A 13,858-nucleotide genomic window follows, 5' to 3' on the forward strand; every position below is an offset into this window, starting at 1 on the left:
AGCCGACACCAAACCAATAATCTGGCGAAGGACTAGGAACTCCCCTTCGAAGATTTTGGGGAACGCAGTGGTGAAGGAAGAGGAATCATCGCGTCACCCCGCAGTTTGCGATGAAAGGTGATAGCAAAGCGATGGGCTTCATCTCGAATGGTTTGGACCAGCCGTGTTGCCGGTGATTTCAGGGGCAGGATGATAGGGGTCTTCCGACCCGGCAGAAAAATCCGTTCGTCTTTGTCACCCTTCGCTTTAGCTAAACCACAAATCGCGACCTGTGAGAGACCAACGGCTGCCATCGCTTCCATGGCCGCGCCTAATTGTCCGGCTCCACCATCAATCACCACCAGATCCGGCTTCGGTAGGGTTTTTCCTGGTTTGTTGGCCAACGATCCGCCATATCGGCGTTTCATCACTTCATGCATACTGGCAAAGTCGTTGGCGCCTTCTACCGTTTTAATCCGAAATCGCCGATAGTCCGACTTCTTCATTCTGCCCTGTTCCCAAACCACCATGGACGCCACTGAATAGGTCCCCATGGTATTGGAGATATCAAAACATTCAATGCGGGTCGGAATCTGCGGCAACATTAAGAGCGACCGAAGCTCTTCCACCGACTCACTGGATTCGGTTTGCACCCGAAGATGTTCATTGAGAGCCACCGCCGCATTTTCCTGTGCGAGCTGGAGCAATTCATATTTACCCCCTCGCTCAGGAACCAGCACACGCACGGCTTCTTCTTTTTTCTCGGACAACCACCGCTGGACCAGCGATTGATCGTCAAACCCCACAGGAAGCAACACCTCTTTGGGAGGCACGACGGTTTTGGCATAAAACTGTTCGAGCGTCGACCTCACCAGCTCCTCATCGGTGACGTCGTGAGCGTCGGACCAGAAAAAATCACGACGGCCAATTAACAGGCCCCCTCGCACAAACAACATCTGGACATCAACTGCCCCTCCGATTCTGGCCAATCCCACGATATCCTGTTCACGGGCGCTGATTTGTGCCACCCGTTGTTTGGCCAACATCCGCTCAATGTTTCCAATCTGATCACGCAGCCGAGCGGCTTCTTCGAACGCTTCCCGCTCCGCCGCGTCCTGCATGGCTGATCGTAAGGACTCGAGCAATTCCGTGTCCCGTCCTTCTAAAAACCAACGAACCTGCTTCACAATCTGATGGTAGTCTTCCTTTGTCTGATTTCCCGTGCAAGGTGCCATGCAACGCTTGATTTCAAATTCCAGGCATGCCCGCTCAGCGCTTCCATTAATATCGATCGTGCAAGTGGCCAGGGGGAACACCTTGCGAATAACTTTCAGGGTGTCGCGCATAGCTCCCGTAGGGACATACGGACCAAAATATAACGCCTTATCCTGTTTGACCCGGCGGACGATCGACAGCCTCGGGAAATCATCGTGAATCGGCAACCGGAGATAGGGATATTGTTTATCATCCCGGAGGACCACATTAAACCGTGGGCGATGCCGCTTGATCAGATTACTTTCCAAAATGAGAGCTTCGAATTCCGAGTGGGTGACGATCGTTTCCATCTCCGCAATCTGCGAATACAGCACCCGGTTTTTAGGAGTGAGATCAGCCGCATGTTGAAAATACGATCGCACTCGGTCCGATAACACGGCGGCTTTTCCAATATAGATAATGTCGCCTCGTCGATCCTTAAAAAGATAGACTCCTGGTTGCCTGGGAAGGTTATTCAATATTCCGCTCAAGCGACCTGGTTGGTCCGAGAGGACCTGAGAAGTGCCCGTGGGTTTTTCCATCATCTCGTGTTTTGCACCTTGATCATCAGACGATGGCAACTCCCGCTGGTCGTTGTATTAACTCAATTTCATAGCCATCCGGCGCATCGATAAAAATAAACCGGCTGCCGGATGAAGATCGGGTGGGGCCATCCGTGATCGGCACACCTTTGGCTTGGAGTTCCTGAATCGTCTGTTCCAAATCCTCCACTTCAAAGGCCAAATGCACAAGATCCTCTTGGACCTTAACCGTCCCGCTACTCGGGAAACTGCACAACTCAATCAATTCCTCACTATTGGGGACAGCCAAAAATGCCAGATGGGAGCCTCGTGGCGACACCTTTTGCTCCACGACTTCCAACCCAAGGACCTCACGATAAAAACCCAGCGTCTGCTCCATGTCACTCACCCGCATTCGCGTATGCAACAGTTTTTTCACCCGCATGCCATTCTCCTTTTCAACATTCGCCTGTCCGACTTAAGGAACGGAATCCCTCTGCATGAATCAAACTTTTTCGAAAAACAGAGAGGAAGTCCGCGATTCCCGCTGGGGAAACCTGACTTTCTCTATTGTCACTCGTTGCTCCTCCCTGATCAAGATTGCTATCTTCTCTGGTTTTTCATAGACTTCCCCGGAATTTCCGATCCGTTCCCGTTCTCAAGGAGGAGACGTGACGACATTGATCATCTGCCGCCTGATCGTTTTTTGCCTCATCCTTGGGCTCTTCAAAACCATCATCATTCCTCAAACAGTTCGCGCGGAAGGATTTCGTATTCTCGATCATGGCGCTTCGGCTACCGGCCAAGGCGCTGCGTTTACCGCCCAAGCCGATGATGCCTCAGCCCTGCACTACAATCCAGCAGGGATGACCCAGTTACAAGGCATTCAATTTTATGCAGGGACTCTCTTGATCGGAGGCACCGTCCGATTCAACAGCGACCTCGGACCAACCGTGAAGGGTGGTGTTGGCGGGACAATCTCCACTCCCCCACCCAGTTCATTATTTCTCACTGCTCACCTTCCTGCCTTAGGCCTGGACAATCTCCCGAATTGGACCGTAGGCATTGGTGTCACCACCCCGTATGCCCTGAATATCGAATACCCCGATGATAGCCTGATTTCTCCCATACTCACGAGAGCGTCCCTTCCCCTTATCGATATCAAGCCCACTCTCGCCTACAAGGTAAATGACTATATCTCTGTAGGAGGCGGTCTGGATATTTATACCTTTGCCAGCTTTTTGGGAGAAGGTCAGGCAGAGCTCCAACAGAATGCGGCACCAGGCAATCCGTTTGGTATACCCGCTGGGACAGGCCTGGAAGCGAACGGGACCGACACCGCCCTGGGATTTAATGCCAGTGTCCTCTGGACACCCTTCCGCAATCCAGACGGTCATCCACTCCTCAATCTTGCATTTGTCTATCGGAACGGACCCAATTTGGACCTCAAAGGAGATTTTTTAGCCGGTGGAACCCGCCTTGCCGGTGCATCCACGAACATTGAACTTCCCGATATCTACACGTGGGCCATCGCCGGATGGCCTCTTCGAAATGCGCAACATGAATGGAAAGTCGAAGTGGATCTCGATTATGCGGATTGGTCCGGATTCAAAGACCTCAACCTGCAACTTTCTAATGGAGCGGTCATCCAAAATCCCCGCAACTATGGAGATGCCTGGGTACTCATGGTGGGAACGGAATTCAAAGCCCTCTCTCCTTCTGCGCTCCCTCATTGGAATGTGGCCTTTCGAACGGGATACGTCAGATCAGAAAGTCCCATTCCCGACCGGACATTCGAACCGGCGGTTCCAGATTCCGATTTTAATGCTTTTTCAGCCGGGCTGGGCTTTCTCTGCCATGCTCCAGGAAAATTTTTGGGGATCCTCCCTTGTGACATTTTTGGGGCAAAAGCCATCGGGATGGATTTAGCCTATCAAGCCTTGCTGTATGATGAGCGGAATGTTCAGAATAACCAACAACCTCTCTTAAACGGCAAATGGGATACTACTTTACACGTCGGAGCCTTATCCGTGCGAATGAATTTCTAATGCGTCTTCCCTGATTTTTTGTCCCCCCCTTCACCCTTTTCGCCGATTCCATTACAGTCCCTTTACCGGATTACCTTCTTCATAGGGACATTCATGTCGCTCTTACCAAAATCTCATCGCATTCTGGAGCGTCCATTCATGGAGTTTCGTCCATTCGGGAAGGATACCCAGGGTGCAACGATTCAGGATGTAAGCGGAATCGCCATCCGCGCCAATCTTGAATATCTGGAGGAGGCCATACAGCGACACCAGGGACCGGAGGCCGCAGAGGAGGCCTTGCGCACTCTTGTCGCCTTACTGAACGAACGGATTCCCGACCGCACCTACCATGTGACGGTCGATTTCCTCAAGAACCACTGGAATAGCTATTCCTATGAATTTGCCATGTTTTTGGCCGAATTTTCTGTTCAGCTCTCGCACGAGGAGAATTTTCATTTCAATCTGGGGCGGGAAAAATTTCTCTCGCCCATTATTCAAATCCTCGGGCGGCCCTTTTCGATAGCCCAGATATACCGCCTGTTCCCGCACTTTGTCGAAAAATTCACCAAAGGCTCGCTCAAGCCGGAGGTCATATCGGTCACCAATGGCCATGCCGTGATGCGGCTCCAATTGTCCGAATCCACAATCAGACAGTTCGGGCCGTACCTCCAGGGCTGTGCCGAACGGATATGCCACACCACAAAGGCGACGGTTGCAGAAGTCCCGGCCCGCATGTTTGGAAAACGGGCGGCCTCGATCCAGGACAGGAGCTGCATCGCCGAGGGCGCCCCCTATTGCGAATGGGCCTTTACCTGGGAACCCGAGCGGCGGACCATGCGGGGATGGATTTTGGGCGGCCTTGCATTGGGGGTGGCCATCATTGCAACCGTGAGAGTTTTGGCTCCCGATCAACCCTGGTGGGTCAGTGCGGGAATCTTTCTCCTCCCCTTGCTCATCCTTCCCTTGGCAAAACGGCTTTGGGATGATCGGCTGGAGATTCAAGAGCGCGGGAAAATCATTCAAGAACAATTGGAGGCGGCTGAACAACGGCACGAAGAATTGCGGGAGGCCTATTTAGCACAAGAGCATACATTGATCGAGATCCGGCGACGAGTCGATGAATTGACCATGCTGCATCAGCTCACCCTCCACATCGGATCAACCCTCGACCGCGAAACCATTATCGAATCAGGGCTCAAAGCCATTGTGGGCTCACTCTCCTTTGACCATGCCTGGGCAACCCTCTGGGACGCACCGCATCAACTCTTTCACAAAATTCAATCAGAAGGTATGTCGGAACGATGGAGGACATTGGTTCAAGACACCCATATTCCCTCAGCCCCGCAGGACCTCCTTCACAGAACCCTCCATACGCAAGAACCCATCGTCATAGAGGACATCACGGATATACTGAGTCAGTGCCATCCCACCACTCGACTGCTCTTGGGGGAGGCCGGAACGAAAAGCGGATTCTCCCTTCCCCTGATTAGTCAGAGTCAACTCCTTGGTGTGTTGATCGTTGGGAGTACGTACCAGAAAGCCATGCCCATCGCCGAACAAAACTTATTATCCACGGTCGCCCACGAAATGGCGATTGCTCTTGATACGGCGATGGCCTATGACGAGATCGAAGCCTTGAACATCGGGTTGGAGAACAAAGTGCAGGAGCGAACACTGGCATTACAACAGGCCAACACAGACCTGGAAGCCGCCAATCACCGACTCAAAGAACTTGACCGGATGAAATCTCAATTTCTCTCACATTGCTCTCATGAATTGCGCACCCCCTTAACCTCGATTAAAGGATTCACGGAAAATCTGCTTCATGGAATGGTGGGCCCCCTTGCGGAACGCCAACACCTTTACCTCACCAGAATCAGTGCTAACGCCAATCGACTCACCCGCATGATTGCCGACCTTCTCGACTTATCGCGCATTGAGGCAGGGACCGTCCGGTTAGCCCATGGATCTGTGTCATTGTCCGAACTTCTTGAGGATGTCACGCAGGAATTGCTGCCACTCATCCAGACCAAGGCCCAACACCTGACGCTCGAACTCACAGAAGACCATTTGACCGCCTGGGGAGACCAGGACCGCCTGCATCAAATCCTCACCAATCTCGTTCACAATGCCCATAAATTTTCGCCACAAGAAGGACGCATCCTGGTTAGAGCTTCTCCCGCTCCTCCGGGTCACATCCTCCTCACAATCTCCGATACCGGTCCGGGGATCCCCCGGGAAGCTCAAGCCAGCCTTTTTCAGCCCTTCTTCCAGGCTCACCGGATCCCGGAAATCGGCACGCAGGGGCTGGGGTTGGGACTCTCCATTGTGCGACAACTGGTGGAACTGCACGGTGGGACGATCTCTGTGCAAAGTCCGCCTGGAGAAGGTGCCACGTTTCACCTTCGTCTTCCGTCCGTCTGCCCTTCAACGCTCTCACCCTCCGCTCAAGCCTTCCATGAACCTCCAATCTAAGAAGGGATCGTTGAAAAAAGCCGCCAGCGGCGTTCTCGCCATTGTTCCGTGCTCACGTACTGGAAATACGCTCTGCGCGCAAAAATGGCTGCGGCCTTCCCTTCGACATGACTCAGGGCAGGACTGGACGAACTTTTTTGCACCGCCCCGAGGCCTGTGATATGCAACATTCCCAAGAATGCTCCACAGACTACATACGTCAATCCCATACCCTCAGAATCCATTTCTCTAAACGGCTTGTCACGGATTGGCGGAAAATTCCATGTAATCCCTCAGGATTTTCATCGTCCTACCGATAAACGTGGATAGTATTGCCTACGACATTATTGGAAGGGAGGTGGAACCATGAAAAAAGTCGCGAAAAAGAAACCGGCCAAAAAAGCCGCCGTGCGAATGAAAAAGTCTCCGGGGAAAAAAAAGGCGTCACGATAACGCCCCTCGGACATCACACTGTGTAGGTCCGGGGGGTCGAATCTACTCCCCGGATTGCACTTTTCCTTCTTCAGGCCCACACTCACTCGTTCCCTCCTGCATCTTGACCTCACAACGGATGTTCGCATCCGCACAAGTTGAGTTTGCAGTCAGGTTATGTAATAACTTCCGATCACTATTCCCCATGTATAGCGAAAACACCCGTTATGGACATTAATGCACAAACTCAACTCTGCGGGCTGTTAGGCAACCCGGTCGAGCATTCGCTTTCCCCCGCTATTCACAATGCGGCCTTTCGTCAATTAGGGTTAAATTTTGTCTATCTGGCGTTTCCCGTCCAGGATCTCGAAGGGGCAGTTCGGGGCCTCCGGGCCTTGGGCCATATTCGGGGACTCAGCGTGACCATCCCACATAAAGTAAACATTCTCCCTTTGTTAGATTCCGCCGAAACGACCGCCAAACACATTGGCTCGGTGAATACGATCGTCAAAGACCGGGGCCTGTTAGTGGGCTCCAACACGGATGCATCCGGCGCGCTCCAAGCCTTGCAACAAGGCGGAGTAGAAACCACCGGACAACGGGTCGTCATTCTAGGGTCCGGAGGAGCCGCTCGTGCCATTGCCTTTGCACTCGGCGTGGAAGGCAAAATTGAACATTTGACTCTCCTCGGCGTCGATGAACAGGAACGAACAGCCTTGGCGAACGACCTCAAAGCCAAAACATCCATCCTCTTGCACGACCGCGCTTTGACTCCTGAAACACTGCAATCGGCACTGGCACAGGCCCAATTGCTTATTCATTGCACACCTATTGGCATGCACCCGAAAGTTGACGAAAGCTGTGTCCCCAAACATCTGTTGCACCGCGATCTGACAGTGATGGATATTGTCTATAACCCACTCAATACGCGTTTATTGCAGGACGCACAGGCGGCGGGATGCCGCACCATCCAAGGGATCAACATGTTTCTTTATCAGGCTGTGGGACAGTTTGAACTCTGGACCGGCAAGCCCGCACCAATCGAGGTGATGCGTAAGGTTCTCACCTCCCACTTCTCTTGAATGAAGGAAATCGGGTTCGGATATAGCCCAAACCCTGAGTTCCTGGGATGGAGAATTCAAACGGAGAAAGAATTGGCCCTGGTAACTTTCCTCCACAAACGTCACATGCCCGCTGGCCTGAACAAAATTCTCCCTTGGTCCCCTCCGGCATTTTCAACTGTTTTCAGAAGAAATTTCACTCCGGTTCTGTTCCAACCTGTCCGAAAATGGGCTTCTAACCAACACTTCAAAACGGGAGATTTATGAATATCGTCTTAATAGGATACAGAGGAACGGGAAAAAGTACTGTGGCAGCAATGCTGGGCCAACGTCTCGGACAAAAGGTCATCTCCACTGATGAAGAAATCGTCAAGGAGGCGAAGCAATCCATTCCTCAGCTTATCGAAAAATTCGGGTGGGATCATTTCCGCACGCTTGAAACTGAGGTGTGTCAAAAGCTTAACGGTCAGGAAAATCTGGTCATCGACACAGGCGGGGGTCTCATCCTTAAAGAAGAAAACGTCAGAATGCTTAAAAATAATGGAAAGATTTTCTGGCTGACTGCCGAAGTTCCAACGATCGCCAGCCGGATTTCCAGCGATACGCAGCGGCCCTCTCTGTCAGGCACCAAATCCTTCGTCGAAGAAATCGAAGAAATTCTTGAAATTCGCAAACCTCATTACCAAGCCGCCGCGGATGATATCATTCCAACCGACCAAATTTCCCCGGAACAAATTGCTGAGACCATTCTTTCCCGAATTTCAACCTAAACCATATACTCAGGGGACTGGATAGCAGGGATCAGTCATTGCCAAAGAAAAGAAAAAGCATAGTAAACCCCGCTGGGTTAAAATCTTTCCGCCTTTTCTCCCATGTCAGCCCTCGCCCCATTGGGGGAGAGGAGACACCAAAACAGTATAGGAGTGGGGATTAAAGCAGTCTAATGCAGTTAACCAACTATGGGATCCATGTCGTTTTTGGAGATGCCGGGGTTTCGTCCCGGCAGCCGAGCCACTTTTGTTTCGGCAAAAGTGGCCAAAACCAGTGACGCCCAGACAGGCTTCATTGGATGGGACAGACGCGAGCCTTCAGAGAGCAGACCAACTCGCTGCGCTCAGACAAGGTCTGCTGAATGCCCGGAACGTCTGTCCCTTGAGCCTGTCAGCAGGCGTCGAATAAAACAAAAAGGGAAAGGGAAGGTGGGTTTTACATACTAGGTTCCAAAGCAGCACAAGCGGTTTATGTGATGCCGAGATCTGTAACAAAAGATCAGAGCATTAGTGGAATCCCGTGGCCTTATGGCGAGGCCAAGTCGTGTTGCCGACTTCGGAGGAAGGCGCGCATTGTTTGAGCATAGCGAGTTTGCGCGCCGCCGGAGTCGGCAACACGGCGCAAGGCACCCGAAGGGCCACGCCACGGCCACCATGGTTTTGGGTCCTTTTGCCGAAACAAAAGGACCTCGTCCGCCGGACGAAAGTCGGCAATTGATATCAAGAAGGCGCCGACTCCTTTTACGGATAATATCAACCTTGCCCAGGGAAACAGACATGGGATCCACCACGGCCGGACCAGCTCAGATGATCTCGACCTGAAAGATGCATTTTTGTAAGGCCTGACCCCGAATGTGACGAATGCCTTTTCCGCTGTTTTGGAAAATTAGTAACGCTTGGTCCTTTTCAACGAATCCAAAAGAGCATTACACTGCTTTTGATTTGACGCTCTACATCATCACCTGTATGAATCCTTCCACTGACAAACAGATGAACCCGTCAGCCGATCCTTGGCGAAGACCCTGGGTTATCGAATGGTCCCAGGATTTATTGGACAGTTATGCCTATTGGTTGAACAATGAACTGATTTCCCGTCAGGGTACTTCACTGGTACAGGCGGAACACTTGTTTACCTGCCCATTTGTGGTCGTCTCTCACGGATTGGAGGATGACCCTATCCTCAATTATGGAAACCGGACCGCGTTAACTCTGTGGGAAATGGATTGGGACCAACTGACTCACACGCCCTCCCGGCAAACGGCCGAGCCTGTGAACCGTGAGGAACGAGCCCGCATGCTGCATCAGGCTAAAACCAAGGGGTTCATTGCCGATTATCGCGGAGTCCGGATCTCCCGATCCGGAAAACGTTTTTTAGTTGAACACGCCACCGTCTGGAATATTCGCAAACCGGACGGGACTCCGCTCGGACAGGCCGCCACCTTTTCAACCTGGACGTTCGTATAGATCGTCAAACGTCTCCTCTCACCGACTCTCCGACCTTTTCCCTTTTTATATGGATTGGCTAAGAAAGGCTCTCTTCAGGCCCTTGCTTGCCCTGAGGATTTTACCTGGGCTATGGTGCCGTGAGGTTGAGAATTGGGGCTTCAACCATTTTTCATGGGGAACGTAACATGATTTTAGCGGCTGACATCGGTGGAACAAAAATCAATCTGGCCTTGTTTGATTGGAACAAGGAACGGGTAGCCCCTATTCGAGAGGATACGGTTTGGACCGCTGATTATGAATCTTTCGAAGAAGTGTTGACGGAATTTCTTGAAGAACCGACTTCTGCCGATTCCGAATCGGAAGATGCCACGGGCACCAGCGACGCCCTTTCGTCCGAATCCACTCCATCTTCTTCACTGGGACCTCTGACCGCCGCCTGCTTTGGCGTGCCGGGACCAGTCTTGAATAATACCTGCCGGGCCACAAATATTTCGTGGATCATCGAGGGAGACAAACTCGCGGAGTTTCTGAATATTCCCCATGTCCGCTTATTAAACGATTTGGAGGCCACTGCCTATGGGCTACGGTTCCTTCAACCGGATGAACTCGAGGATCTCAACCCCAACGCCCCGTCTCCCCCACCCGATGGCACGCGGGTCTTAATGGCTGCGGGAACAGGCCTGGGAGAATCGCTGCTCCTCTGGACAGGAGAGGACTACCACATCTGTCCCTCCGAGGGGGGACACGCCGATTTCGCACCCAACAACGATTTGGAAATCGATCTACTGCGATATTTGCGAACCAGCTATTTGCATGTCAGTTACGAACGGGTTCTTTCCGGGCCCGGTCTCCACAGCATTTATCAATTTCTCCGGGACACCAAAAAGAACGAGCCCACCTGGTTTGCCGAAAAGCTCCCAACCGGTGATCCGTCCGCATTGATTGCAGAAGCCGGGCTAACGGGGAAACCCGAAATTTGTAAAGAAGCCCTGCAGCTCTTCGTCTCTATTTACGGGGCCGAAGCCGGCAATATGGCCCTTAAGACCCTGGCCATGGGTGGCGTTTATCTCGGTGGGGGCATCGCCCCAAAAATCATATCCGCCTTACGGGAAGACACATTCATGAAAGCCTTTCTGGCAAAGGGCCGGTACAAACGGTTATTGGCCAAGATTCCCGTTCGGGTAATTTTAAATCCTCACACCGCCTTGCTCGGGGCGGCCTCGGTCGCTGCAGGCATGGCCGGCTAACACCATGAAATCAAAGCATAACCTGGGTGTTCTTCATGATTCAGACCCAACATCCTCCCTTCGAGATCATGCTGAAAGATCTTCGCCTCCGTTTTTTTTGCCCTCGTCCCTGCCGTTTTGCCCGATAACACTCGCAGAGCATCGGGCTTTGAGAAAAAATGTCTGCAAGTTTCGATGACACGAACGCATCCGGCCGTTTGCCAAGGTATAATGCCCACGGGTAAGACCCTCTATGCCCTTTCCATCGACGCCAATGACACCTGATCAGCAAAAAGCTCAGGCCGCCCGCAAAGCCCTTGAATTTATACAAGATGGCCAGATCCTGGGACTCGGCACTGGTTCCACGGTCCATTATTTCTTGACGGCTTTAGGCCAGCGCGTACAACAGGGATTACGGGTCCGTGGCGTGCCGACCTCACAAGCTACAGCGGTCTATGCCAGACAATTGGGCATTCCGTTACTGAACAATGATGACCCCTGGGACATTGATGTGGCAGTGGATGGCGCCGATCAGGTCGACCCCCAACTGAATCTGATTAAAGGAGGGGGGGGAGCGTTAATGAGGGAAAAAATTGTCGCGAAAGCCGCTCAGCAATTCATTGTCATTGTGGATCAGGCCAAACAGGTGGACCGTCTTGGACTTCCTTTCCCCTTACCCGTTGAAATCGTGCCATTCGGTTGGCGAACGACGCAACGACATCTTGAGAATCTGGGATGGCCTTCCCCGTTGCGCCACAGAGCCGGCCAGCCTTTTCTCACAGACAATGGAAATTATGTGGCCGATCTCCATATTCCTGAAATTACCGACCCCTCCGCGCTCGAATTGTCCCTGCATCAAATTCCGGGCGTGGTTGCATGCGGACTTTTCCTGGTAATGACATCCTTATTAATTACCGGTACAAATGATGGTCCCGTGCTCACCCGCGCATCTTGAGTCCTGCGTTCTCTCTGGTAGAATTAAGTGAGAATTGTTTGCTGTTGCCTGCTACCCCCCTTACATTCAAAGTTGATAAAATGGGGAACATTGAAAAGGTTCAATAAAGCAGGGGTCTGACCACAGGACTCCCCTAACCGATAGAGGAAGAAGGTATCCAGTATGAGGAGACGATTTCCCTTGCGAACATCCTCTTTTAGAAACAGACACCATTTTTGGAGGGTCGTCCTCGCGGTGGGCCTCCTGGGATTCAGCCTTATTCAATGCTCTCAGGCACCGTCCTCACCTCCTCCGGAGACTGCATCTGCCGTCACCGCAACCCCCGTAGAAACCGAGCTGCCCGTACCGGTCGTTCATGCAGCTAATTCGCCAACCGCGGTCAACGTCTCGACGCCTCTTCTGGCTTCTAACGAAACCTTTGTCAAAATCGCCAAGGAGGCCATGGCCTCCGTCGTGAATATTTCCGCTACCAAACGCACAGTCCAAGCTCCCGGTACAAATCCCCTGCTTGAAGATCCATTTTTTCGGAGGTTTTTTGGAGAGGAATTTGAACGGCGGTTTAAACAACCCCGCGAGCGGCAGGAGCAAGGCTTAGGTTCCGGAGTGATTGTCAGCGATGACGGATACATCGTCACCAATAACCACGTGGTAGAACAGGCCGATGACTTGATGGTCCTTCTGGGGGATAAACGGAAACTTCCGGCAACGCTTATTGGCACGGATCCCAAAACCGATTTAGCGGTGATCAAGATTGAAGCCACAGGATTATCCACCCTACCCTGGGGAAATTCTACGACACTGGAAGTTGGAGAATTGGTACTGGCGGTGGGCAACCCCTTTGGTTTGAATCAAACGGTCACAATGGGGATTATCAGCGCCGTGGGCCGTGCCAATGTCGGCATTGTCGATTATGAGAATTTCATTCAAACCGATGCCGCCATTAATCCAGGCAATTCCGGAGGCGCACTCGTTAATCTACAAGGTCAACTCATCGGCATTAATACCGCCATTTTTTCCAGAACAGGCGGCTACATGGGCATTGGCTTTGCCATCCCCAGCCAAATGGTCAAAAGCGTGATGCAAAGCCTGATCGGACACGGGAAAGTTATTCGTGGGTGGCTGGGCGTGTCGATTCAGGAATTGTCCCCCGACCTCGCGACCCAATTTGAGGTGCCTGATACCCAGGGCGCACTGGTGGGAGATGTCTTCAGCGAAAGCCCGGCGGGGCAGGCCGGTTTGAAACGTGGCGATATTATCCGCACCTACAATGGTGTCACTGTGAAGGATCCCAACCATTTGCGGACGCTTGTGGCCGAAACGACACCGAAGACCTCAATTCCTCTTGCGGTGTGGCGAAACGGCAAAATTGTCAATCTTTCCGTTTCCATCACTGAAATGCCTAAAGATACGGCTGCATTGACGGAAATGGCTCCCAGTTCAATCTCAGGGAACCACGCTCTCTCAGGGCTTTCGGTAGAACCCGTCCAACCAGGACAAACACGCGATGGCCAGGGGGTGGTCGTAACCCAAATCGCACCAAACTCTCCGGCCGAACGGGCAGGCGTGCAACCGGGTGATGTAATACTTGAACTGAATCGATCCCCCATTGGATCGGTGAGGGATTTCGAACAGCTTGTGAAGCGACTGGAAGACGGAGCCTCCGCCTTAGTGCTCTTGCAGCGGGGAAAGGGCGCCATTTTCCTGACCATCAAACCATAATGATTAGACCAGAA

General features: G+C 52.2%; 12 protein-coding genes. 9 read left to right on the forward strand and 3 right to left on the reverse strand.

All coding sequences use genetic code 11. From position 1 onward, the window contains the following. Nucleotides 1–32 precede the first annotated feature (32 nt). Nucleotides 33–1,778 carry an excinuclease ABC subunit UvrC gene (uvrC, locus tag H6750_04705; protein ID MCB9773607.1) on the reverse strand — a complete coding sequence of 582 codons (1,746 nt, stop codon included), beginning with the start codon at nt 1,776–1,778 and terminating at the stop codon, nt 33–35. 22 nt (nt 1,779–1,800) lie between these two features. Beyond that, nucleotides 1,801–2,199 (reverse strand): VOC family protein, encoded by a 399-nt coding sequence (locus H6750_04710; GenBank protein MCB9773608.1) that lies wholly within the window; start codon nt 2,197–2,199, stop codon nt 1,801–1,803. A gap of 289 nt (nt 2,200–2,488) precedes the next feature. On the opposite strand from H6750_04710, the gene H6750_04715 reads away from it, so the two are divergent. Both H6750_04715 and H6750_04720 read left to right on the forward strand, forming a co-directional pair. Beyond that, nucleotides 2,489–3,802 carry an outer membrane protein transport protein gene (locus H6750_04715; protein MCB9773609.1) on the forward strand — a complete coding sequence of 438 codons (1,314 nt, stop codon included), beginning with the start codon at nt 2,489–2,491 and terminating at the stop codon, nt 3,800–3,802. A gap of 93 nt (nt 3,803–3,895) precedes the next feature. Next, nucleotides 3,896–6,256 carry a GAF domain-containing sensor histidine kinase gene (locus H6750_04720; GenBank protein ID MCB9773610.1) on the forward strand — a complete coding sequence of 787 codons (2,361 nt, stop codon included), beginning with the start codon at nt 3,896–3,898 and terminating at the stop codon, nt 6,254–6,256. Here H6750_04720 and H6750_04725 read toward each other — a convergent pair. Further along, nucleotides 6,253–6,465, reverse strand: a complete 213-nt coding sequence (locus tag H6750_04725) for a hypothetical protein (GenBank protein ID MCB9773611.1) — start codon at nt 6,463–6,465, stop codon at nt 6,253–6,255. The genes H6750_04720 and H6750_04725 overlap by 4 nt on opposite strands. Before the next feature lie 429 nt (nt 6,466–6,894). On the opposite strand from H6750_04725, the gene H6750_04730 reads away from it, so the two are divergent. The 7 genes from H6750_04730 (at nt 6,895) to H6750_04760 (ending at nt 13,844) form a co-directional block, all read left to right on the forward strand. Beyond that, nucleotides 6,895–7,749, forward strand: coding sequence for a shikimate dehydrogenase (locus tag H6750_04730; GenBank protein MCB9773612.1), 855 nt, complete (start codon nt 6,895–6,897; stop codon nt 7,747–7,749). A 242-nt stretch (nt 7,750–7,991) separates the two neighbouring features. Next, complete coding sequence (locus tag H6750_04735; protein ID MCB9773613.1) at nt 7,992–8,498, forward strand: shikimate kinase; 507 nt, start codon at nt 7,992–7,994, stop codon at nt 8,496–8,498. A 520-nt stretch (nt 8,499–9,018) separates the two neighbouring features. Continuing rightward, nucleotides 9,019–9,216, forward strand: a complete 198-nt coding sequence (locus H6750_04740) for a hypothetical protein (GenBank protein MCB9773614.1) — start codon at nt 9,019–9,021, stop codon at nt 9,214–9,216. A gap of 272 nt (nt 9,217–9,488) precedes the next feature. Continuing rightward, entirely contained in the window at nt 9,489–9,962 is a 474-nt protein-coding gene (locus H6750_04745; protein ID MCB9773615.1) for an MEKHLA domain-containing protein, read from the forward strand. A gap of 167 nt (nt 9,963–10,129) precedes the next feature. Then, entirely contained in the window at nt 10,130–11,191 is a 1,062-nt protein-coding gene (gene glk / locus H6750_04750) for a glucokinase (protein MCB9773616.1), read from the forward strand. Between the two features lie 253 nt (nt 11,192–11,444). Further along, complete coding sequence (gene rpiA, locus H6750_04755) at nt 11,445–12,125, forward strand: ribose-5-phosphate isomerase RpiA (GenBank protein ID MCB9773617.1); 681 nt, start codon at nt 11,445–11,447, stop codon at nt 12,123–12,125. Between the two features lie 162 nt (nt 12,126–12,287). After that, entirely contained in the window at nt 12,288–13,844 is a 1,557-nt protein-coding gene (locus tag H6750_04760; GenBank protein MCB9773618.1) for a DegQ family serine endoprotease, read from the forward strand. Nucleotides 13,845–13,858: the final 14 nt, after the last annotated feature.

The sequence above is a fragment of the Nitrospiraceae bacterium genome, assembly GCA_020632595.1.
Lineage (GTDB): Bacteria > Nitrospirota > Nitrospiria > Nitrospirales > UBA8639 > Nitrospira_E.

Bases quoted from the DNA above. Each gene is read 5' to 3' on its own strand.
- uvrC (MCB9773607.1), bottom strand. From the start codon at position 1,778: ATGATGGAAAAACCCACGGGCACTTCTCAGGTCCTCTCGGACCAACCA.
- H6750_04710 (MCB9773608.1), bottom strand. From the start codon at position 2,199: ATGCGGGTGAAAAAACTGTTGCATACGCGAATGCGGGTGAGTGACATG.
- H6750_04720 (MCB9773610.1), top strand. From the start codon at position 3,896: ATGTCGCTCTTACCAAAATCTCATCGCATTCTGGAGCGTCCATTCATG.
- H6750_04725 (MCB9773611.1), bottom strand. From the start codon at position 6,465: ATGGGATTGACGTATGTAGTCTGTGGAGCATTCTTGGGAATGTTGCAT.
- H6750_04730 (MCB9773612.1), top strand. From the start codon at position 6,895: ATGGACATTAATGCACAAACTCAACTCTGCGGGCTGTTAGGCAACCCG.
- H6750_04735 (MCB9773613.1), top strand. From the start codon at position 7,992: ATGAATATCGTCTTAATAGGATACAGAGGAACGGGAAAAAGTACTGTG.
- H6750_04745 (MCB9773615.1), top strand. From the start codon at position 9,489: ATGAACCCGTCAGCCGATCCTTGGCGAAGACCCTGGGTTATCGAATGG.
- glk (MCB9773616.1), top strand. From the start codon at position 10,130: ATGATTTTAGCGGCTGACATCGGTGGAACAAAAATCAATCTGGCCTTG.
- rpiA (MCB9773617.1), top strand. From the start codon at position 11,445: ATGACACCTGATCAGCAAAAAGCTCAGGCCGCCCGCAAAGCCCTTGAA.
- H6750_04760 (MCB9773618.1), top strand. From the start codon at position 12,288: ATGAGGAGACGATTTCCCTTGCGAACATCCTCTTTTAGAAACAGACAC.